Origin of the sequence: Nocardia alba NBRC 108234 (genome assembly GCF_001612665.1) — a bacterium.
Classification (GTDB): domain Bacteria; phylum Actinomycetota; class Actinomycetes; order Mycobacteriales; family Mycobacteriaceae; genus Nocardia; species Nocardia alba.
Genome location: NZ_BDAX01000050.1, coordinates 1 through 20793, shown reverse-complemented (window position 1 = coordinate 20793; position 20793 = coordinate 1). Strand labels below are relative to the sequence as shown.

Genomic DNA, 20793 nt, shown 5'->3' with positions numbered 1-20793 from the left:
TCGTCGGTTCATTTCGTCAGTCCGAGCAGTGCGGCGGTGAGCCCGTAATCAGGACCGAAGTCCTTGACGTTGCCGGTGCGGCAACCATCGGACTTGAGCTGGATACGTTCGCAGAAAACACTGACCGTCTCGCCCGAGAGGAAGGTACCGATCAGCCCTTGCAGGCGGACGAAGCCCTTTTCCTTGTTGATGGCGCCGTCGATGTTCTGCATGAGCAGCGGCACCACGTCGACGATCTCGATCATCGCGCCCGAGTTGGCGCGCAGCTGGTTGGTGACGTTGGTCAAACCGGTCAGCGAGGCCGCCAGTTCGTCCTGATGCCCCGCGAAGGTCGTCGAGGTGTTGGCCAGGAACTGGTTGAGCTGATCGAGGGTGGCCTGCAGACCGGGCGCCTGGTCGGCGAGCAGCCCCGACATGGCGGTCACCCGGTCGCTGAAGTCGCGCACCGACTGATCGTTGTCGGCCAGCATCGTCGTGAGCTCGTTGAGCTTGATGATGATGTTGGCGATGGCGTCCTTGTTGTCGACACCGACCTTCAACGCGCCCGAGAGCGCGTCGAGGGTCTCGCGGATCTTCTGGCCGTTGCCGTTGAGCACCGGGTAGAGCACCCGGCCCGACAGCGGGCCGAGACCCTCCTGGCCGGGCTCGGGCTTCAAGGCCGCGGAGAACTGGTCGATGGTCTTGATCATCGTGTCCAGCTCGACCGGTGTCCTGGTGCGCGCCTTGGGCAGGTGATCGCCGGACTTCAACGTCTCACCGCCGGTGAAGGGCGGGCTGATCTCGATGTGGCGGTCGGTGACGATCGAGGGCGAGATGATCGCGGCGATCGCTTCCTTCGGGATCTCGGTGCCCGCGTCGATGGTCATGTGAACCTCGACGTAGGTGCCCTTGGGCACGATCTTGTCGACCTTGCCCACCGCGAGGCCGAGGACCATGATGTCGTTGCCCTCGTACATGCCCGCGATGTTCTCGAAGTCGGCGGTGATCTTGGTCGAGCGGCCGAGCGCGTCGTCGACCTGGCTCGGCAACAGCGAGCAGCTGCCGAGCGCCAGCGCGGTGGTGGCGATCATCATGGTCCGCGCGACGCGGAGCTTGTTGGTCAGTTTCATCCTTGGCACCCCTGGATCACCTGAACGAAGCACAGCCAGTTGTCGGGGAACAACCACGGCAGGCCGACCGAACCGTAGTTACCGTTGCCGAGCGCGTTGTTGAAGTAGCGCGCGGTGGGCTGACCGATCTGCAGCAGCTTGTCGAGATTGTCCTTGTTCTTCTGCAGACCCTCGGCCATGGTGTTGAGCTGGGTGATGGTGCCGCCGAACTGGTCGCCGTTCTGGGCGCCGATCTCCTCCAGCTGACGGGTCAGCGTGGCGACGTTGTCCAGCAGCTGGCGCAGCAGGTTCTGCCGTTCCATCACCCGGTTGGCGATGGCCTCGCCCTGGGTGATGACGAGCAGGATCGAGTTGCGGTTGTCGGCGAGCAGCTGCGTGACCCGGTTGAGGTCCTTGAGCAGACTGTCGACCTCGCCCTTGCGCTGGTCGACGACTTTCGCGACGGCGCCGACGCTGTCGAGCGCCTGGGCCACCAGCTCCGGCGAATCACCGAGCTGGGAGTTGATGGTGTTGAGCGAGGCGGCGAGCTTCTTGGTGTCGAGCGCCTCGAACTTCGGCGTACCGACCTGCACCACATCGGCGATGTTGTACGGCACGTCGGTGTTGGCACGCGGGATCGTCTTGTTCTTCAGACCCGATCCGTCGCCGGGCTGCAGGTCGACGTAGCGCGCGCCGAGCAGGGTCGCCATCTTGATCGCGGCGTGCGCGTCGGGACCGAGTTTCAGCGAACTATCCACGTCGAGGGTGATCACCACGTGATCGCCCTCGATCTTGGCGCCGGAGACCGTGCCGACCTGCACACCCGAGACCGCGACCTTGTCACCGGTCTTGATGCCCGCGGCCTGCACGAATTCCGCGTCGATGGACTGTTTCCCGAGCCCGATGAACTGGTAGATGCTCGAACCGACCAGCAGCAACACGATGCACAGCGCACCGATCACTCCGAGCCAGAAGTTGCGGTTGCCGACGAAGGCCGACTTGATCTTGCTCATCTGCACACCTCGGAATGGCCGGTGCCACCGATCTGGCTGACCAGGCCGCGCGGGAAGATAACCCCGTACAGCGAGATGTCCAGACCACAGAGGTAGGCGTTGGCGTGGGTGCCTTCCGATGTCATCCGGCCGAGGTCGGCGAGCATGGACGGCATGTCGATCGCGACCTGGTCGAGCTTGGCACCGTTGGCCAGCAGCAGGTTCAGCGCCGCGGTGGTCGAGTTCTGGGTCGCGGCCAGCTTCGGCTGGATCTTGGTCATCATCGAGACCAGCGCGGTCGTGGAATCGGCGAGGGAGACCGTCGACGCCTGCAGCGACTGACCCTGGTCGTAGAGCCCGCCGATCAACGCCCTGGTCTGGGTAATCAGGGTCTCCAACTCATCCCCTCGCTTTGCCAACCCGGCCATCACACCGGACAGGTTGGTGATCACGTCGGACAGGATCGCGTCGCGACGCTGGAAATCGGTGGCCAGCTGGGCCGCCTGAACGATGAACGCCGACAGCGAGACTCCGTCACCCTGCAGCGCCTGGATCAGGGTCTCCGACATCGCGTTGACCTCAGCGGGTTCGAGCGCCTGGAAGAGCGGCTGGAACCCGTTGAGCAGGGCCGAGATGTCGAACGAGGGCTCGGTGCGGTCGAGCGGAATGGTGGAGCCGCTCTCGAGTGCCTTCGGGCTCGGCGTCTTGCCCGGGGTCAGCGCCACATAGCGCTGACCGATCAGGTTCTGGTACCTGACCAGCGCCTTGGTGTCGTTGAACAGCGTCTGGTCGCTCTGCACGATGAACGACACCTTGGCGTCGTTCTTGCCGTCGAGCTCGATCGTCTCGACCTTGCCGACGCGCACGCCTGCCATGCGGACATCGTCGCCGGGCCGCAGCCCGAGGACATCGGTGAAGATCGCGGTGTACTTGCGGGTGTCACCGTCGACCGTGCGGGCCAGTGTGTTCCACACGACCACGGTGACCAGCAGTGAGACGAGCGCGAAGATACTGAACCCGATCAGTGGCTTGCGGATACTCATGCGCCACCCCCGTTTTCGGACACTTGCAGGGTTCCGCCCTTCAAAATCGGACCGAGCAGCAGATATTCGGACGCGTTCGGCTTGCGACCGAGCAGCTGAGTCATCGCCGCGCCACCGGAGTAGGAGATCGGTGTCGCGGTGGGCGCGCTCGCCGGAGCCGGAGCCGCGGCCGGAGCGGCCGCCGGAGCGGGCGCGCCACCCAGCGCACCGGGCAGGCCCGGAATCCGGATCGACGGCACGAGGCCCTCGAGCGGCGTGCCATGGAACGGCTTGACCTCCGTGCCGTTGGCCGTCTGCATCGGCGCGACGCCGGGACTGGTGAGACCCGGGATGTCGGGCATGCCGGGGATCGACACCAGCGGCGGCAGACCCGCGGCCGAGTCGAGCTTGCGCGGACGCAGGTTGTCCGGCAGCGGCGGCAGGGACACCGTGGCCGGTGCGGTGAAGCAGCTCGGTCCGAGCAGATCGCCGTAGCGCGGGCAGTCGGCGACGGTGTTGGGCTGGTACGGCGTGAGCGTGATGCCGGCGTTCCACACCATCTGCTTGCCGCTCGGGCCCCCGTGGAAGGTGGTGTTGAGCTGGGCCAGCGAGGGACCGAAGACCTGGAAGGTCCTGGTGATCGACGCGGGGTCGGCGGCGAGCGCACCCAGGGTGGCGTTCATGCCGACCGTGACTTCCTTGCCCACATCGGGATTCGACGCGAACAGATCGTTCACCTCGTCGGTGGTGGCGCTCGCACCGGCCAGCAGCGCGATCAACTGCTCGCGCTTGGTGGCGATGGTGTTCGCGGTCTGCACCGAGGAGCCGAGCACGTCGAGAAGTTCCGGCGCCGACTGGTTGAGCGCGTGCGCGGAGTCGGAGAAGTTGTCCAGCATGCCGCCCAGGTTCGGGCCCGCGTCGGCGACGGTGGTCAGCCAGTGATCCAGGCGCTGGATGGTCGAGCCGGGAACCCGGCCGCTGCCGTCGAGTGCCTGGGTGAGCGTGCCGAGCACGCGCCCGAACTGCACCGGATCGACCTCGTCGAGGATGTCGCGCACCGTGGTGAGGGTGTCCTGCAGCGCGATCGTGCCCTGGCTGCGGTCCTCCGGGATCTGTGAGCCCTCTTTCAGGTGCTGGCTGTTCGCACCGTTGTAGACCAGCTCCACGGACGTCACCGCGAACAGGTTGGAGGGCACCACGCGTGCGGTGACGGTGTTGGGGATGCCGTCGGCGAACTCGGGCTTGAGCTCGATGTTCACCTTCTGCGCGGCGTCCTCGCCGATCTCGACGTTCTTCACCACGCCGACGAGCACGCCGCGGAACTTCACGTCGGCATCCGACGGCAGGCCGTCACCGGTGGTCGACAGGTTCGCGACCACATTGACCTTGGGTACGAAGTAGCCCTGGTACCTGGCGGTGAGGAAACCCAGGACGATCGCGAAGACGATCAAACCGCCGGAACCCGCCACGTACAACTGCTTCATGGTGGGCCCGCGCCCACTCGGATCGATGATCATCGCGCCCTTACCCCGAGATCCTGATACCGGGGTTGATGCCCCAGATGGCCAATGTCATGACGAGGTCCGCGAACACCACCAGGATGATGCACATCTTGATGGCGCGGCCGGCCGCCACGCCGACGCCTTCGGGACCGCCCGAGGCGAAGAAGCCGTAGTAGCACTGGATGAACGTCGTGATCATGACGAAGATGATCACCTTGAGCAGCGAGTACAGCACGTCCGTCGGCACCAGGAATTGGAAGAAGTAGTGCGAGTAGGTGCCTGCCGCGGTACCTCCGATCAACTGCACGGTGACCGAGCAGGCCAGGTACGCAGTCGTCAGACCAACGGCGTACAGCGGCACGATCGCCATCACCGCGGCCGCCATCCTGGTGCTGACCAGGTAGGGCAGCGGGCGGATGGCGATCGATTCGAGCGCGTCGACCTCCTCGGAGATCCGCATGGCGCCCAGCTGTGCGGTGAATCGACAGCCCGCCTGGGCCGCGAAGGCCAAGGCCGCCAGCAGCGGGCCGAGCTCGCGGGTTGTGGCGAAGGCCGAGATCGCACCGGTGATGGGACTCAATCCGAGCAGGTTCAGCGAGGTGTGGCCCTGGATCGCCACCGTCATCCCGCCGAAGGCGCTGATGATCAGGATGACGCCGATGGTGCCGCCACCGACAACGATATTGCCGTTACCCCAGGTGACGTCGGAGAGCAGACGCCAGACCTCCTTCGGATACTGCTTGAAGGCCAGCGGGATGGACCCGACCGAACGCAGGAAGAAGAAGACCTGGTGGCCGAGGCGGGCGAGCAGGTCGCCGGGCGCCTTGCTGGCCTTCTGCAGCGACCGGATCGGTCGCAGCAGCGGAGGTACGTATGTGGATGACATGGCTCAGACCACCTGTGGGGGGAAGACGGCGGCGTAGATCTGGGTGATCGCCACGTTGACACCGAGCAGCATGACGGTGGAGCTGACCACCGCGGAGTTCACCGCGTTGGCCACACCACCGGGACCACCGCGTGCGTTCAAGCCGCAGTCGCAGGCGATGATCGAGGCGATCAGACCGAACAGCACCGACTTCAACAGCGCCACCGCGAGGTCGCGGGTGACCGCGAACGAGGCGAAGGTGCTCATGTAGGAGCCGGGCGTACCGCCCTGGGCGAAGATGTTGAACATGTAGCCGGTGAGGAAGCCGACGAAGACGACGAAGCCACACAGCAGGAAGCTCACCAGCATCGCGCTGCCGAGGCGGGGAGCCACCAGGCGGCGCAGCGGGTCGACGCCCATGACCTTCATCGCGTCGATCTCCTCACGGATGGTGCGTGAGCCGAGGTCGGCGCAGATGGCCGAGCCGACGGCGCCCGCGATCATCAGCGCGGTGACGAGTGGGGCGCCCTGCTGGATGATGCCGAGGCCGTTGGCCGCGCCGATGAACGAGGTGGCACCGACCTGGCCCGCGACCGCGCCGACCTGAATGGAGACGATCACCGCGATCGGGATGGCGACCAGCAGCGTCGGCGCCGCGGCGACACTGGCCATGAACGCGGACTGACGAACGAACTCGTCGAAAGGGAAGCGCCGACGGAAGATCGCGACGATCAACTCCGTGATCGCTTCGATACCCATCGTGATCTGTCGACCGAAGGTTTCCAGCGACTTCTTCGGGTGGTCGTCCCAAAGGCCCTTCGTCCAGTCGACAGCCTCGCTGACTCGTGAACGTGTGGGCGGACTCTCGGTCGACTGCACTGCATAACCCCTCTCGACGCCGGGCCCTCAACGCCCCGGCGACTTGTTTGCTTGACGCACCTTACTACGGAGTAGCGCCGAACACATCACTGACATGTGAGCGTCGTCATAGATAGAGGTCACTGTTCGAATCCACTATGAGTCCGGCCATACCGGACCCTACATCCCGTAATTCCTGACCTCGCGGGTTTACGCCCGAAGATCATTTCCTGCATGGTTTCCCAGTACCAGCGGTCGCGGTAAAGGAATTTCGCGGAAATTTGTCATTCATAACGAAGTTCTCGTCGAATTATCCGAACACATCACGCGAGAAACACGAACGACGCGCCGAGACGGGATTTCAATAGGGAATCGCTATGGCAACCGGCGGGGGAAGATTCGCGCGACACGGCGGCGAACGTACCGGTCCATGGGCGCGCCCGGGACCGAATACAGGCACGATAGGCAAAACGCATTGCTACTGTGCGAACTTCCGACATCTGGAGGGACATGTTCAGCAAACTCGCCAAGGTGGCCAACACCGCCTTCGCCCTCGCCCTCGGTGCAGCGCTACTCGGCACCGGCGCGGCCACCGCGCAAGCAGGCCCCCCGGTGATCGGCGGCGGCTCCGGGATCATCATCGACAACGCGTTCGAATGCACCGTCACCACGGTGGGATACGACGGCGCGGGCAGGCTCGTCGGACTGACCGCGGGTCACTGCGGCGACGCGGGCGCGCCGGTCAGCGCCGAGGTGGATCCGGGCTACGGCGAGATCGGCCGGTTCGCGTACAGCAACCCCGAACTCGACTACGCGGTCATCGAGTTCACGCCGGGCCGGATCACCCCGGTCAACCGGGTCGGCAATGTCACCATCACCGGTGTCGGCGGACCGGCGCAGTTCCCGACGATCGTGTGCAAGGAAGGCCGGACCACCGGCAACACCTGCGGCATCACCTGGGGCGACATTTTCGCGACCGGCGCCGAGACCTGGTCACAGATGTGCGTGGTCGAAGGCGATTCCGGCGCGCCGGTGGTGGTCGGTTCGACGCTGGTCGGCATGGTCAACGCCTACCTGGCCGTGGCCTGCTTCGGGCCCGAGGTCGGCACGAACATGAACTCGATCATGGCCGATATCAATGCCCGCGGTGGCGTGGGTGCGGGTTACCGCCCGATCTAGCCACTTCGTCTCCCCGGATGTCAGCGGGTCGCGTGGTTGTCCACGCGACCCGTTTTCGCTATGCGGCCGATGATTTCGGTGCCAGCGCGGGCCCGTCGACGCCCGCGCAGTGCGGCAGGCAGTCGACGCGTTCGAGCTGAGCGGGCTGACGCGGCACGCGCAGCAGCACCGCCGCGACGCCCGCGCCGATCAGCAACAGCACCGCGCACCAGCGCATCGCGGTGTCGAAGCCGGCGGCGAAGGCCACCGGGTCGTCGAACGCGCCGGACAACCCGGCCAGCCCCGGCAACGCCGCCACGGCGAGCAGCTGGGCCGTTCGCGCCACGGCGTTGTTCACCCCGGACGCGATGCCTGCCTCGCCCTCGCGCACCGCGGCGAGCACCGCGCCGGTCAGTGGCGCTACCAGCACCGAAAGCCCGAGCCCGAAGACGAACACGCCGGGCAGCACATCGGTGAGATAGTTCGCGCCCGGTCCGATCCGCTGCAACGCGAACACCCCGCCCGCGGCCAGCAGCGGACCGAACGTCATCGGAATTCGCGGCCCGTGCCGCTGCGCCCACCGGCCCGCGGGCGCCGAGAGCACCAGCATCAGCAGGGTGACCGGCAGGCTCGCGGCGCCCGACGCCATCGGCGAGTACCCGGCGACCAACTGCAACTGCAGCACCAGCAGGAAGAAGACGCCGCCGAGCGCGGCGTACACGAGCAGGGTCACCAGGTTCGCCACCGTGAACACCCGCGACCGGAACAGTGACGGCGGCACCAGGGGGTTCGGGCTGCGCCGTTCCACCAGCACGAAACAGGCCAGCGCGGCGAGCCCGACCACCACCAGCACCACTCGGAAATCGATGAGGCCCAGCGTGAGGGCCCCGAGCGCGAGGGCGACGATCAGCGCACCCGGTATGTCGATCCGCGTCGGCGCCAGCGGATCGCGACTCTCCGGCACATGTTTCAGTGCGACGACGGCGACGACCAGCGCGAGTGGCACGTTGAGCAGGAAGATCGCCCGCCAGCCGACCAGATCGATCAAGCCACCGCCGAGCAGCGGCCCGAAGGCACCGGCCACCCCGCCCAGACCGGACCACAGTCCGATCGCGCTGCCCTGGTCGGACCGATCGATCGACGCCGAGATCAGCGCCAGGCTCCCCGGCGTGAGCAACGCGCCCGCGACCCCCTGGAGCAGGCGCGCGGCCACGAGCATCTCGATGTTCACCGCGGCCGCGCACAGCAGCGAGGTGATCGCGAATCCGATGATCCCCCAGACGAAGACGCGTCGGCGGCCGAGCCGGTCGCCGAGCGAACCGCCGAGCAGGATGAAGGAGGCCAGCGTGAGGGTGTAACCGTTGACGGTCCACTGCAACCCGGCCACATCGGTGTGCAGCGACTCGCCGATCCGGGGCAGCGCGACGGAGACGACGGTGGCGTCCAGCGAGGCCATCGAGGAGCCGAGGATGGTGGCGAGCAGAATCCACCGGCCCGCGGCCGACTTCAGCGCAACCGTCTGAGGCACCACTCCAAACTAGCCGCCACGCAGGTCTTTCGTGGGACTACAGGCTCTGCACGCAGACGACGACCCGGCGCTCGGCGTACTTGAAGCCGGAGTCGGCGATGTCGGGGCAGTCGTCGACGCTGTCGGAGTTCTTGTTGATCGTGATCACCTTGACCGGTTCGGTGCCGTGCTCACTGCACTCGATGCGCTTGGGTTCGTCGCCGCCCACGTCGATGCAGCCGCCGACCACCCAGTCGATGTCGAGGCACAGGGCGCCGGTCTCGATGCCGTTGAGCGTCTCGGCGTAGAAGTTGTCGCGATCGCCGACGCAGCCGGTACTGGTCTTGGCCTTGCCGATGACCTTGTAGTTCGACGAACGGCTACCGCACGCGGCCTTCTCGATGGTCGCGTCGTTGACCGTGCCGCCGAGCGCGACGCAGTCTCCGACATTGGCCTGGAAGTCGGTCTTGCCGCCCTTGCTAGACGTCGGCGCGGGCTTGCTCGCGGTGGGTTTGCCGGTGGTCGGCTTGCCCGGCTTGGTGGTCGGCGTCGCGGTGCTGGTCGCGGGGACGACGTCGATCGCGGGCTGGGCATGGCCGTCGATGGTGCTCGCGCACCCGGTCGAGACGAACGCGGTCACGGTGATGGCGACCGCGCCGACGAATCGTCCGATGCGCCGAGGCGTACCCGATCGCGTGGCGGACCGAGCTGATGAACTGAGTCGGCCCTGATGCACATCTGCAAACACTCACTGTGAATACACCACTGGAGCCACCCCCGTCGACTCCAGCCCGGCGGGTCCGCGCTGCGATAGGCTTGGGATTCCGGTCGCCCTGTGCGGCACGGGGCCCCCGATCGCTTGCATCAGGAGGTATCCATCGTGTCAGCACCGGTCGGCGACTTCGCGGCGCCACGGCAGATGGTGGTCGATCCGCGCTTCATCCGGCTGGCGGATCACTTCTTCGGCATGTTCGCCCAGCCCAGCCGTGGGGGCGGTGCGCTGGCCATCTACCTCGACGGTCGCCCGGTCGTCGACATCTGGGCGGGCTGGGCGGCCAAGGATCAGCGCTGGACCGGCGAGAACGTCGCGCTCACCTTCTCCACCGGAAAGGGTGTCGCCGCCACCGTGCTGCATCGGCTGGCCGAGCGCGGGCTCATCGACTACGAGGAACCGGTGGCCACCTACTGGCCCGAGTTCGGATCGCACGGCAAAGACGACATCACCGTGCGTGACGTGCTGTCCCATCGCGCCGGCCTGCACCGGGTGCGCGGGCTGGTGCCCGGCCGTGAGGGCATTCTCGACTACGACGCGGTGGTGACCGCGCTCGCCGAGAGCCCCGCCGACCCGCGCCGCGTCCGAACCTCGGGCTATCACGCGATCACCTTCGGCTGGCTGGTCGCCGAGATCGTGCAGCGGGTCACCGGCGATTCGTTCACCGCGGTATTGCGCCGAGAAGTGGCTCAGCCCTTGGGAATCGACGAGTTCTGGTTCCAGGTGCCGCCGGGCGAGCGGCATCGGATCGCGAAGATCTTTCCGCATCTGGCGCCGCCGGGAATCCGCTGGAACACCGCGTCGTCGGTGCTGTCGTGGGTGCGACCCGCGCGCGGTCTGGCCGAGGCGGGCATGCCGGAGAGCTTCGACGAACTCGTCCGCGACCCGCGGGTGCACGACGCGGTGATGCCCGGCTGGAACGGAGTGTTCTCGGCGCGGGCGCTGGCCAGGATGTACGGGGCGCTCGCCAACGGCGGGCAGGTGGGCGAGGTGCGATTCCTGCGGCCGGAGACGATCGAGACGATCAACCGCACCCAGCAGACCAGCAGCCGCGACTATGTTCTCGGGCTGCCGTTGCGCTTCACCCTCGGCTACCACCGGCCGGTCCTGATGACCAAGCAGCAACCGCGCAATGCCTTCGGCCACTACGGTGTCGGCGGTTCCGGGGCCTATGCCGATCCCGATCTGGGGATGTCGATCGCGTTCGTCACCAATCGGCTCGGCGGGGCGGTCACGGCGCTCGGTGACGCGCGGTTGGCCAAGCTGGCGGCGATCGCGCAGGGGACGGTGCGCGGTGATCGAACCCCTCGGCCGGGTGCGACGTAGTACCTGGCATGAGTTCGCCGAGCCCCGCGCCCGCCGCGCCGCGCTTGTCCCTGCTGCACGGGGCGGCCGCGGGGCGCGATTTCGAGGGCTACCTGCGACGGCGCGCCAGGCGCGGTGATCCGTTCACGGTCGGCTTTCCCGGGTTCCCGCCGGTGCTGTTCACCGGAACGGCCGAGGGCGCACGCGCGTTGTTCCGGGCGCCGATGGCGCTGCTCGAGCCGCCCCGGCCCAATCCGATCGAGCCGATGGTCGGGGCCGCGTCGCTGATCCTCAGTTCCGGGACGCGGCATCGGACCGACCGCGCGCTGTTGGCGCCCGCGCTGCACGGTGCGCGGGTTCGACTGCTCGGCACCGTGATCCGCGAGGCGACGCGCGAGGAGATCCATCGCGGCGCGGCCGGTCCGTGGCGACTCGGCACGCGGATCGACGCGCTCGCGGCCGCGCGCGCCATCACCTTGCGCGTCATCCTCGCCGCGGTGTTCGGCGCCGATTCCGATCGCGCGGCCGAATACCGCGGTGTGGTCACCGATTTCCTCGGCGCTTTCACCACCCCGCTCCTGGTGGCGCCCGTATTGCGCCGTGACATCGGCGGTTTCGGTCCGTGGGAACGGTTCACCGCGGCCAGGGCGCGGCTCGACGCCCTGCTCCTCGCTGACGTCGCCCGCCGACGCCGCACCGGTCCCGCCGACGGTGACCTACTCGATCTCCTGCTCGCCACCCGCTACGACGACGGCACCGCCCTCACCGACGCCGAACTGTGCGAACAGCTGCGCACCCTGCTCGTCGCGGGCCACGAGACCACCGCGACCACGCTCACCTGGGCGCTCTACCACCTGCACCGCGAACCCGGCCTGCTCGCTCGCCAGCTCGCCGAGCTGCCCGCCGCGGGCGACGACCCGGACGAACAGGTTCGCCTACCGCTGCTCGACGCCGTCTGCCGGGAAACCCTGCGCCTGCATCCACCGGTGCCGATCGTGCTGCGCACGGTGACCGAGCCGTTGCGCTGGCTCGGGGTCGACGTGGCGGCGGGCGACACCATCGGACTCGCCGTCGGCGTGCTGCACAGCAGTCCGTCCACCTGGCCTGCCCCGCACCTGTTCCACCCCGACCGCTTCCTCGACCGTACTGTCACGCCGTTCGAGTTCGCCCCGTTCGGCGGTGGTCATCGGCGCTGCATCGGCGCGACGCTGGCCGACTACGAACTGCGGATCGTGCTCGCGACGCTGCTGACCGAGGTCCGGTTGACCCTGGATCCCGCGCTGGCACTCGGCGGGCGACCACGCACCGTGCCGCGCAATCTCGCGACCGCGCCGGATCGAGCGATCCATTTCACACGCACCGGGTGATCTGCCTCACGTGAGGTTTGAGAGTCACACCGATGTGTTTCCCCGCTGCTCGGACGCACCGCCGACGACTCACCGCTGTGAGCGCGGCATTTGCCGGAACCCGGTGAATAACAGCACGTTATGTGACCCAGAGCACATAGTTGCCGGTCTGTTATCACTGCTGTGTACGGCTGGCACCGTGTCACCGGGTGCGGGTAGTAATGGAGGGTCTGGGTCGGGGAAGTCGTTACCCCGTGGAGACCCGTTGCGGCCTCTACGCCACTTGAGAACGAGCGTCACTGAGTAGATCTCGCGCCGCCGCACGCGGAACGAGAGATGGAATGGACGAGAAACCTATGCACTACGAGGCAAATACGCGGCAATCGCGCTGGCTCCGCCGGGGCCTGCTGCTGTCGGCGGCGATCGCGGCGACCGGCGCGTTGATCGCCGTGCCCGCGCTGGCTCAGCCGACTCTGCCGGACCTCGGCGCCGGTTCCAGCCGGCCCGCGGTGAACGAGCCCGCCGCACCGCAGGCGCCCTTCGCGCCGCCGAACATCAACATCGCCGACGGCGAGACCGTCGGCGTCGCGCAGCCGATCATCATCACCTTCAAGGAGCCGGTCGAGGACCGCACGGCCGCCGAGCGGGCCATCAAGGTCACCTCGAGCACCAACGCGCCGGGCTACTTCTACTGGACCTCGAGCAAGCAGGTCCGCTGGAAGCCCACCGAGTTCTGGCCGGCCAACACCAACGTGACCGTGGTCGCGGGTGGCACCTCCAGCGCGTTCCACATCGGTGACGCGTTCGTCGCCACCGTCGACGACGCCACCAAGATGATCGTCGTGACGATCAACGGCGAGGTCGTGCGCGAGATGCCGACCTCGCTCGGCAAGAAGGGTCACGAGACCCCCAACGGCACCTACATCGTGGGTGAGCGGCTCGAGAAGATGACCATGGACTCGTCCACCTACGGCGTGCCGGTCACCGATCCCGAGGGCTACAAGCTCGAGGTCGAATACGCCACCCGCATCTCCAACAGCGGCATCTTCGTGCATGCCGCACCGTGGTCGGTCGGGCAGCAGGGCTACTCCAACGCCAGCCACGGCTGCCTCAACGTGAGCACCGAGAACGCGAAGTGGTTCCTGGAGAACTCGCATCGCGGCGACGCCGTTGTCGTCACCGGCACCCAGGGCGGAACCCTCAGTGCGGGCGACGGTCTCGGCGACTGGAACTGACGCACAAGGGAACTGACAGGCTGAACAAAACCCGAACAATACGATCAATAATGGTCGTACTGTTCGGGTTTTCGCTGTCATCGGCACTGTCTGCCCGATGTTCAGGAAATCGGCGGACTCGGTTAACCGGTGGTTCGCCATGCACCGTAAAGCTGCCGCCGTGCGAAAGAGTCCGGAGCGGGTACTCCCGGGGAGAAGCCGTCCGTGGCAGGACTACGCGCTGTTCGTAGTGCTCGTGGTGCCCAACCTGGCGCTGCTCACGCTGTTCGTTTACCGGCCGCTTGCCGACAATATCCGGCTCTCGTTCACCGACTGGAATATCGCTGATCCGGTGGCGAATTCGGTCGGGTTCGACAACTACATCGAATGGTGGCAGCGCGACGACTCTTGGAAGGTCGTCGGCAATACGGTGATCTTCACCGTGGCGGCCGTCGTGGTGAGTATGGCGCTCGGACTCGCGCTCGCCATGCTGCTCGATCGAAAACTGTTCGGGCGCAACGTAGTACGCTCGGCGATTTTCGCGCCGTTCGTGATTTCGGGCGCGGCGATCGGCGTGGCTTTCCAATTCATCTTCGATCCGAGCTTCGGTCTGGTACAAGACGTTCTGCACCGGCTCGGCGTCGACAATATCCCGGATTTCTATCAGGACCCAGAATGGGCCCTGTTCATGGTGACGCTCACTTACATCTGGAAGAACCTCGGCTACGCCTTCGTGATCTATCTGGCCGCGCTGCAGGGCGTGCGCGCCGAATTGCTGGAGGCAGCCGAAATGGACGGCGCCGGCGGCTGGACCCGATTCACGAAAGTTCTTCTGCCACAACTACGTCCGACAACCTTTTTCCTGTCGATCACCGTGTTGCTGAACTCGCTGCAGGTCTTCGACCTCATCAATGTGATGACGCGCGGCGGACCGCTCGGCAACGGCACCACCACGATGGTGTTCCAGGTGTACGAGGAGTCGTTCCGCAATTTCCGGGCAGGCTACGGCGCCACCGTGGCCACGATCATGTTCGTGGTGCTGCTGGTGGTCACGTTGATCCAGGTGCGCGTGATGGACCGAGGCGAACGATGAAACACATAGGCCCGCAGACTCTTTCCTACCGGCGGCGCGAACGCGCGGTCACCGTCCTCGGCTACGCGGCGATGGTGTGCGTGTTGATCATCGTGGGTGTCCCACTGTTCTGGATCGTGATCACTTCGCTCAAGGACCGCTCCGACATCTACACCCAGCCCGCGGTCTACTGGCCACACAGCTGGCACCCGGAGAACTACAGCCACGCCACCACCACGGTGCCGTTCTGGACGTTCCTGCGGAACTCGCTGATCGTCACCGGGGTGGTGTCGGTGGTGAAGTTCGCGCTCGGGGTGTTCAGCGCGTACGGCCTGGTGTTCCTGCGCTTCCCCGGCAAGAACATCGTGTTCCTGGTGATCATCGCGGCGCTGATGGTGCCCAACCAGATCACGGTGATCTCCAACTACGCGTTCATCGCCCAGCTCGGTTGGCGAAATACCTTTCAGGGCATCATCATTCCGCTCTGCGGCGTCGCCTTCGGCACCTTCCTGATGCGCAACCACTTCCTGTCGCTGCCCGCCGAGGTGATCGAGGCGGCGCGGATGGACGACGCGAACTGGTGGCGGCTGCTCATCCGCGTGGTGCTGCCCATGTCGGGGCCGACGATGGTGGCGTTCGCGGTGGTCACGCTGGTCACCGAATGGAACGAGTACCTGTGGCCGTTCCTGATGGCCGATTCCGCCGAGGTCGCGACGCTGCCGGTGGGGCTCACCCTGCTGCAGAACACCGAGAACCCCAGCGTCACCAACTGGGGGCCGGTGATGGCGGGCACCGTGCTCACCGTGTTGCCGATCCTCATCGTCTTCCTCGCCCTACAGCGTCACATGATCAAGGGCCTCACCTCCGGTGCGGTCAAGGGATAGTTCTCGAACAGGAGTTCGCCAGTGTCCAACTCACGATTCCCGGCGTTGAGTCGCCGTGGCTTCCTCGGCCTGACCGGCGGCGTCGCCGCGGCGGCGGCACTGTCCGCGTGCGCGGGCACCGGCGGCGGATCCGGAGATTCCGGTGACGCCAGCACCATCACCTTCTGGTCCAACCACCCCGGCACCTCCAAGGAACTCGAACTGGAGCTGATCAACCGGTTCCAGGCCGAGCACCCCGAACTGAAGGTGAACCTCGTCGACGCGGGCAAGAACTACGAGGAGGTGGCGCAGAAGTTCAACGCCGCGCTCACCGGCGGCGACCTGCCCGATGTCGTGGTGCTCTCGGATGTCTGGTGGTTCAACTACGCGCTGAGCAAGGCCATCGAACCGCTCGACGGGCACTTCGGCGCGGCGGGTGTGCAGCTGAGCGACTACGTCGACTCGCTCGCCGCCGACTACCTGTTCGACGGCAAGCACTACGCGCTGCCGTACGCCCGCTCGACGCCACTGTTCTACTACAACAAGGACGTCTGGGCGAAGGCCGGACTGCCCGATCGCGGCCCGAACTCCTGGCAGGAATTCGACGAGTGGGGCCCGAAGCTGCAGTCCCTCGTCGGCGCCGACAAGTTCGCGCACGCCTGGGGTGACGCCAAGAACTACCTGGGCTGGACCTTCCAGGGCCCGAACTGGACCTTCGGCGGCGCCTACTCCGATCAGTGGAAGCTGAAGTTCACCGATCCCGGCTCGATCGCCGCGGCCACCTACCTGCGCGACTCGATCAACGTCAAGAAGTACGCCGCGATCCGCCCGCAGATCGCGGTCGACTTCGGCACCGGCGTCGCCGCCTCGACCATCGCCTCCACCGGCGACCTCAGGGGCATCAAGAAGAACGCCGACGGCAAGTTCGAGGTCGGCACCGCGTTCCTACCGCACCCCAACGGGCCCGGCGTCACCACCGGCGGCGCAGGCCTGGCCGTGCCCTCGCGGATCTCGGATGCCCGAAAGGTGAACGCGCTCAGGTTCATCGAGTTCGTCACCAACGCCGCCAACACCGCGTACTTCTCGCAGAACACCGGGTACATGCCGGTGCGCAAGTCGGCGGTCACCGATCCGAGCGAGGTCGACTTCCTGGCGAAGAACCCGAACTCCAAGGTCGCCATCGACCAGCTGGCCGTGACGAAGTCGCAGGACTACGCGCGCGTGTTCGTGCCCGGCGCCGACCAGATCATCGGCACCGGCTACGAGCAGATCGGTCTCCAGAACGCCGATCCGGCCACGGTTCTCGCCAAGGTCGCCGCCGATGTGCAGACGATCATCGACCGGCAGATCACCCCCAAGCTGCCCAAGTAGTTCCGCCACGGGCCGGTGGTCGATCGTGACCACCGGCCCGTCTCGCTTTCCCTCCCAGGAGTACTCGCCATGGCGACAGTGCAGTTCGACGGTGTGACCCACCGCTATCCCGGCGCCGACGCCCCCGCCGTCGACGCACTCGACCTCGACATCGCCGACGGCGAATTCCTCGTGCTGGTCGGGCCCTCCGGCTGCGGCAAGTCGACGAGCCTGCGGATGCTGGCCGGGCTCGAATCCGTCGAGTCGGGCACGATCCGGATCGGTGAGCGCGATGTCACCGAACTCCCACCGCGTGCTCGCGACGTGGCGATGGTGTTCCAGAGCTACGCGCTGTACCCCAATATGACCGTCGCGCAGAACATGGGCTTCGCGCTGCGCAACGCGGGAATGTCGAAGTCCGACACACTGATTCGGGTGCGCGAAGCCGCCGCCATGCTGGAACTCGAGCCACTGCTCGACCGCAAACCGGCCAAGCTCTCCGGCGGCCAGCGCCAGCGGGTGGCGATGGGCCGCGCCATCGTGCGCCGCCCCCAGGTGTTCTGCATGGACGAGCCGCTGTCCAACCTGGACGCGAAGCTGCGGGTGAGCACCCGCTCGCAGATCGCCGCGTTGCAGCAACGACTGGGCACCACCACGGTCTACGTCACCCACGACCAGGTCGAGGCGATGACGATGGGCCACCGGGTCGCGGTGCTGCGCGACGGTACGTTGCAGCAGATCGCCTCGCCGCGCGAGCTCTACGACAACCCCGTGAACACCTTCGTCGCCGGCTTCATCGGCTCACCCGGCATGAACCTGCTCGAAGCCCCCGTGATCGACGGCGAGGCCGTACTCGACGACCTGCGAATCCCACTGCCCCGCACGATCTCCGAGCCCCGAGTGATACTCGGCATTCGCCCCGAGTCCTGGACGGTCACCAACGAACCCGGCGCGATCACCGTCGTCGCCGAACTCCTCGAGGAACTCGGCGCCGAATCCTTCGTCTACACCCACGGCACCGGCACCGACTGGTTCGCCCGCTCCGGCAAACTCGTCGTCCGAGTCGACCGCCGCTTCCACACCACCCTCGGCGAAACCCTGCACCTACGCCCCAAGCCCGACGAGGTCTTCTTCTTCGACGCGGAGACAGACCTGCGCCTGCGGTAGGTCGCTGCTCGATGAGATTGCCCCCGACGGTGCCCGACGAATGCTCGCTGCCGCATTGACGACCGAGGTCACCGCCTACATTGCCCAATTCGCCGATCAGCTCGACGAGAACGGCCACCGCTTGATGGTTCGCAACTGAAACCACGCCGAACGGGGGTCTGCCCGGCGCCAGGTTCGGTGACGGTGGTCCGAAGTCAGCATGGGTAACTTCCAGCCGCGATAGTAACGTGCCATCACGTGGTCAAGTACACTGCTGGCGAAACAGAAATTACCGGGGAGGGTATCTGATGAGTCTCAAGGTAGATTCAATTGCATTAGAGGCTTGGGCTAAGTGGTTAACTGGAGTTTCAGAAGAGGTGAAATTACTCAGCAAAAACTCCATACTGCCGAATTTGGCCGACGGCAGAGAAGGCATATGGATTGAGGGAACGGAATTGGATGCCGTTATGAGTGAGGCGGATAATGCTATTCGCAAAGCTTACAATTCATCCGCTGCCCGACAAGTAGAGATGGCCACTATCGCCGCCGGGGCTAAAGAAGACTACGAGATTACCGATACCACCTTCGCAGAACGACTAAAATCCATGGGCGGTCTCGCATGACCCAGAGTTCGCTACGAATCGGCCAGATCTGGAGTTGGGACAACCCGGCGCGCACTTTTCAGGACCTATCTCATAGCAACGAAAAATTTCGACAGTATTTGTCTGACATGCTTGTCGAGCAAGATGACCTGGCTGAGTCATGGTCAGGAGCAGGAGCAGAATCGGCGGCCTCCCGCGTAGTTAGCGAGACAACCGCCGGTAGTCATATCGCGAACCAGGTAGACGTTCTTCGAACGGTGCTCACCAACGGCATCCAAGAACTATTTGCCGCCGGATCGACTGCCACTGCGAAAGCTCGGTCATTCGAAGATCAAGGGTTCGAAGTAGACGATAGAGGTATCGTCACTGCGAACGCTAAAATAAAGGAGCTACACCGTACAGGAACAAGCCAGGCCGCTACCACCGCCGGGTTTGAACTCATGGCAGAAGCTGGGCGGTACTCGCTCGAATTACTTGCCGCGCTACAGCATGCTGCGGATACGGCTTCCACAGTCGCAGCAGCGGCACGCGCTGAGATCTCAATCTTATCTGGCCTGGTCCAACGCGAATCCCCTGCTAAAGCAGACCGCCCTCCCTTGCTGAATTTCGTGGACATTGGTGATACGAAACTTAGCGAGTTTCGATTCACCGAGACCGAGAAGTATATTTATGACGAAATGATGACTAATCTAACGTCTAAAGATGTGGCCAACATGAGCGAGCTCAATGAAGGTCGCCACTGGTACGAGTTGGCGTCGCAAAATCCGGATGCACGTCATATCGCAGCGAAGGTCGAATTTATGAACCTGGTACAAACAGGAGGCGACTGGGATCATAAGTGGCAACTGCAGGAGAAATTCGGTCTTGAAACTGGCGAAGACTTTTATTTCAAGGATCCCAGCCAAGACAGAGCGGTATCGTATGATATCTATTCAAACATCCACTACGGGTATGTAGGACGTGCTTCCGGGTTCGATACACCTACGCTAATTTCATTTGCCAACCTCGGCGATGGAGTAACTGGCACAAATGATAGCGGCGATGACATCAGCATGAACATCGGCGCCGCTCTTTATGATAAATACGGATCCAACATGACCCAAGAGCAGTTCCACACCGGTGTCCAAGAAGCAATGCAGCAAATGGAAGCGGGCGTCTTGAGCGGGGATAACATTACACAGATCCGGAGAACGAGATGACCGAGTCGGGATCCAATAATCTGGCAAAAAAACTCACCGGCATCGATTGGTTGATAGCCCTCACCGCAAGCTTGACAACGGCAGTTGTGGGTGCATTACTACTGCTGAATTCATGGGCGACATGTGATGTCGGCATAAATAATGGCCTCAATACCGCAGGTCTTATAGTATTCTATCTTCCGTTGATTGCTGCGACATCATTCATAGCATGGGCGACGATTCTGCGATTCACCGCGGGTTCGGAAACAGGGCCACGCCTCGGCGGTATAGCCGCTGCTATTTTTGTTTCACTTCTGTTGATATGGTTTCTATTTTCCTGGCGACATAATCCCGGTGGGCACTATCCTGCTCCGGTTTGCCCACCCGATAACGTTCCCTCGTGGTGGCCGGCATGGATTCCGGTATAGAACCCAACTGGATCGCCAGCTAGGGCTGATTCCGGAGGCGCACGAACCACCCGAGCACAGGTCAAATATCAGCTCGGTATCGAAGTGCGGAGATTCGCCCCGAGTCCTGGGAGGCCATCAGCGAACCAGGCGGGATCACCGTCGTCACCGAACTGCTCGAAGGACATGATCGAGGGAACACGCGTCCCATCCGCGGATGTCGCCGCGCTTGTCCACGATGGTGTGCCACCCGAGCAGATCTGTGACTACTACCCAGCAGTCAGCGCCGAAGCCGCGCGTGATGCCGCGGACTTCGCGGAGTACGTCGACAGCTACGACGACCGACCCACTCCGGCGGTCGCTTCTTGAAACTGCTCCTCGACGAAAATGTCCCACGACCAATGGTCGACATCATTCGAATTATCTTGAAGCAGCATGTAATCGACCAAGTCAACGACCTACACTCGCTCGCGCGGGTCGACTCTCCCCGCGACATGTCGTCATCGGAAGTCCCCTTGTGCGATCCCCGTATGGAGCACCCAGGGG

General features: G+C 64.9%; 20 protein-coding genes. 12 read left to right on the top strand and 8 right to left on the bottom strand.

The window, feature by feature from the left end; all coding sequences use genetic code 11:
* Positions 1 to 8: 8 nt before the first annotated feature.
* The 6 genes from NA12_RS32430 to NA12_RS32405 are packed head-to-tail and all read right to left on the bottom strand — an operon-like array spanning position 9 to position 6348.
* Positions 9 to 1109, bottom strand: a complete 1101-nt coding sequence (locus NA12_RS32430) for an MlaD family protein (protein ID WP_067460498.1) — start codon at positions 1107 to 1109, stop codon at positions 9 to 11.
* Positions 1106 to 2101: an MCE family protein gene (locus tag NA12_RS32425; RefSeq protein WP_067460495.1), complete on the bottom strand. Its 996-nt coding sequence runs from the start codon at positions 2099 to 2101 to the stop codon at positions 1106 to 1108. The genes NA12_RS32430 and NA12_RS32425 overlap by 4 nt, the downstream gene beginning before the upstream one ends.
* Positions 2098 to 3123: an MCE family protein gene (locus NA12_RS32420; protein ID WP_067460492.1), complete on the bottom strand. Its 1026-nt coding sequence runs from the start codon at positions 3121 to 3123 to the stop codon at positions 2098 to 2100. Before NA12_RS32420 ends, NA12_RS32425 begins: the two co-directional genes overlap by 4 nt.
* Positions 3120 to 4619, bottom strand: a complete 1500-nt coding sequence (locus tag NA12_RS32415; RefSeq protein WP_067460489.1) for an MlaD family protein — start codon at positions 4617 to 4619, stop codon at positions 3120 to 3122. The genes NA12_RS32420 and NA12_RS32415 overlap by 4 nt, the downstream gene beginning before the upstream one ends.
* A 7-nt stretch (positions 4620 to 4626) precedes the next feature.
* Positions 4627 to 5490 (bottom strand): MlaE family ABC transporter permease, encoded by an 864-nt coding sequence (locus NA12_RS32410; RefSeq protein WP_067460486.1) that lies wholly within the window; start codon positions 5488 to 5490, stop codon positions 4627 to 4629.
* A 3-nt stretch (positions 5491 to 5493) separates the two neighbouring features.
* On the bottom strand, positions 5494 to 6348 hold the full coding sequence (locus NA12_RS32405) for an MlaE family ABC transporter permease (protein ID WP_067460483.1): 855 nt from the start codon (positions 6346 to 6348) through the stop codon (positions 5494 to 5496).
* A 489-nt stretch (positions 6349 to 6837) separates the two neighbouring features.
* Between NA12_RS32405 and NA12_RS32400 the strand changes: the two genes are divergently transcribed.
* A complete protein-coding gene (locus tag NA12_RS32400) occupies positions 6838 to 7506 on the top strand; it encodes a chymotrypsin family serine protease (RefSeq protein ID WP_067460480.1) in 669 nt (222 codons plus the stop codon).
* A gap of 58 nt (positions 7507 to 7564) precedes the next feature.
* Here the strand turns inward: NA12_RS32400 and NA12_RS32395 are convergent, their stop codons facing one another.
* Together NA12_RS32395 and lppU are read right to left on the bottom strand one after the other, a co-directional pair.
* Positions 7565 to 9016, bottom strand: a complete 1452-nt coding sequence (locus tag NA12_RS32395; protein WP_371856046.1) for an MFS transporter — start codon at positions 9014 to 9016, stop codon at positions 7565 to 7567.
* A gap of 34 nt (positions 9017 to 9050) precedes the next feature.
* Positions 9051 to 9665: an LppU family putative lipoprotein gene (gene lppU, locus NA12_RS32390; RefSeq protein WP_067460526.1), complete on the bottom strand. Its 615-nt coding sequence runs from the start codon at positions 9663 to 9665 to the stop codon at positions 9051 to 9053.
* A gap of 246 nt (positions 9666 to 9911) precedes the next feature.
* Between lppU and NA12_RS32385 the strand changes: the two genes are divergently transcribed.
* From NA12_RS32385 to NA12_RS32350, 11 genes are all read left to right on the top strand, one after another.
* Positions 9912 to 11090 (top strand): serine hydrolase domain-containing protein, encoded by a 1179-nt coding sequence (locus NA12_RS32385; RefSeq protein WP_067460522.1) that lies wholly within the window; start codon positions 9912 to 9914, stop codon positions 11088 to 11090.
* Between the two features lie 8 nt (positions 11091 to 11098).
* Complete coding sequence (locus NA12_RS32380; protein ID WP_067460477.1) at positions 11099 to 12436, top strand: cytochrome P450; 1338 nt, start codon at positions 11099 to 11101, stop codon at positions 12434 to 12436.
* Between the two features lie 320 nt (positions 12437 to 12756).
* A complete protein-coding gene (locus NA12_RS32375) occupies positions 12757 to 13650 on the top strand; it encodes a L,D-transpeptidase (RefSeq protein ID WP_243654783.1) in 894 nt (297 codons plus the stop codon).
* A 160-nt stretch (positions 13651 to 13810) separates the two neighbouring features.
* Positions 13811 to 14722 carry a carbohydrate ABC transporter permease gene (locus tag NA12_RS32370; protein WP_243654784.1) on the top strand — a complete coding sequence of 304 codons (912 nt, stop codon included), beginning with the start codon at positions 13811 to 13813 and terminating at the stop codon, positions 14720 to 14722.
* A complete protein-coding gene (locus NA12_RS32365; protein ID WP_067460471.1) occupies positions 14719 to 15585 on the top strand; it encodes a carbohydrate ABC transporter permease in 867 nt (288 codons plus the stop codon). Before NA12_RS32370 ends, NA12_RS32365 begins: the two co-directional genes overlap by 4 nt.
* Before the next feature lie 21 nt (positions 15586 to 15606).
* Entirely contained in the window at positions 15607 to 16935 is a 1329-nt protein-coding gene (locus NA12_RS32360) for an ABC transporter substrate-binding protein (RefSeq protein WP_084473358.1), read from the top strand.
* Positions 16936 to 17004: 69 nt separating this feature from the next.
* Entirely contained in the window at positions 17005 to 18081 is a 1077-nt protein-coding gene (locus NA12_RS32355) for an ABC transporter ATP-binding protein (protein WP_067460468.1), read from the top strand.
* Between the two features lie 287 nt (positions 18082 to 18368).
* Positions 18369 to 18683 carry a hypothetical protein gene (locus tag NA12_RS34030; protein ID WP_132369739.1) on the top strand — a complete coding sequence of 105 codons (315 nt, stop codon included), beginning with the start codon at positions 18369 to 18371 and terminating at the stop codon, positions 18681 to 18683.
* The gene (locus NA12_RS33415) at positions 18680 to 19861 is read left to right on the top strand and encodes a polymorphic toxin type 44 domain-containing protein (protein ID WP_084473357.1); all 1182 of its coding nucleotides are present in this window, start codon (positions 18680 to 18682) and stop codon (positions 19859 to 19861) included. The genes NA12_RS34030 and NA12_RS33415 overlap by 4 nt, the downstream gene beginning before the upstream one ends.
* Positions 19858 to 20268: a hypothetical protein gene (locus NA12_RS34025; RefSeq protein WP_132369740.1), complete on the top strand. Its 411-nt coding sequence runs from the start codon at positions 19858 to 19860 to the stop codon at positions 20266 to 20268. Before NA12_RS33415 ends, NA12_RS34025 begins: the two co-directional genes overlap by 4 nt.
* Before the next feature lie 165 nt (positions 20269 to 20433).
* The gene (locus tag NA12_RS32350) at positions 20434 to 20616 is read left to right on the top strand and encodes a DUF433 domain-containing protein (RefSeq protein ID WP_067460465.1); all 183 of its coding nucleotides are present in this window, start codon (positions 20434 to 20436) and stop codon (positions 20614 to 20616) included.
* The last annotated feature ends 177 nt before the right edge of the window (positions 20617 to 20793 follow it).

Bases quoted from the DNA above. Each gene is read 5' to 3' on its own strand.
- NA12_RS32430 (WP_067460498.1), bottom strand. From the start codon at position 1,109: ATGAAACTGACCAACAAGCTCCGCGTCGCGCGGACCATGATGATCGCC.
- NA12_RS32425 (WP_067460495.1), bottom strand. From the start codon at position 2,101: ATGAGCAAGATCAAGTCGGCCTTCGTCGGCAACCGCAACTTCTGGCTC.
- NA12_RS32420 (WP_067460492.1), bottom strand. From the start codon at position 3,123: ATGAGTATCCGCAAGCCACTGATCGGGTTCAGTATCTTCGCGCTCGTC.
- NA12_RS32415 (WP_067460489.1), bottom strand. From the start codon at position 4,619: ATGATCATCGATCCGAGTGGGCGCGGGCCCACCATGAAGCAGTTGTAC.
- NA12_RS32410 (WP_067460486.1), bottom strand. From the start codon at position 5,490: ATGTCATCCACATACGTACCTCCGCTGCTGCGACCGATCCGGTCGCTG.
- NA12_RS32400 (WP_067460480.1), top strand. From the start codon at position 6,838: ATGTTCAGCAAACTCGCCAAGGTGGCCAACACCGCCTTCGCCCTCGCC.
- NA12_RS32385 (WP_067460522.1), top strand. From the start codon at position 9,912: ATGGTGGTCGATCCGCGCTTCATCCGGCTGGCGGATCACTTCTTCGGC.
- NA12_RS32380 (WP_067460477.1), top strand. From the start codon at position 11,099: ATGAGTTCGCCGAGCCCCGCGCCCGCCGCGCCGCGCTTGTCCCTGCTG.
- NA12_RS32375 (WP_243654783.1), top strand. From the start codon at position 12,757: ATGGACGAGAAACCTATGCACTACGAGGCAAATACGCGGCAATCGCGC.
- NA12_RS32365 (WP_067460471.1), top strand. From the start codon at position 14,719: ATGAAACACATAGGCCCGCAGACTCTTTCCTACCGGCGGCGCGAACGC.
- NA12_RS32355 (WP_067460468.1), top strand. From the start codon at position 17,005: ATGGCGACAGTGCAGTTCGACGGTGTGACCCACCGCTATCCCGGCGCC.
- NA12_RS34030 (WP_132369739.1), top strand. From the start codon at position 18,369: ATGAGTCTCAAGGTAGATTCAATTGCATTAGAGGCTTGGGCTAAGTGG.
- NA12_RS33415 (WP_084473357.1), top strand. From the start codon at position 18,680: ATGACCCAGAGTTCGCTACGAATCGGCCAGATCTGGAGTTGGGACAAC.
- NA12_RS34025 (WP_132369740.1), top strand. From the start codon at position 19,858: ATGACCGAGTCGGGATCCAATAATCTGGCAAAAAAACTCACCGGCATC.
- NA12_RS32350 (WP_067460465.1), top strand. From the start codon at position 20,434: ATGATCGAGGGAACACGCGTCCCATCCGCGGATGTCGCCGCGCTTGTC.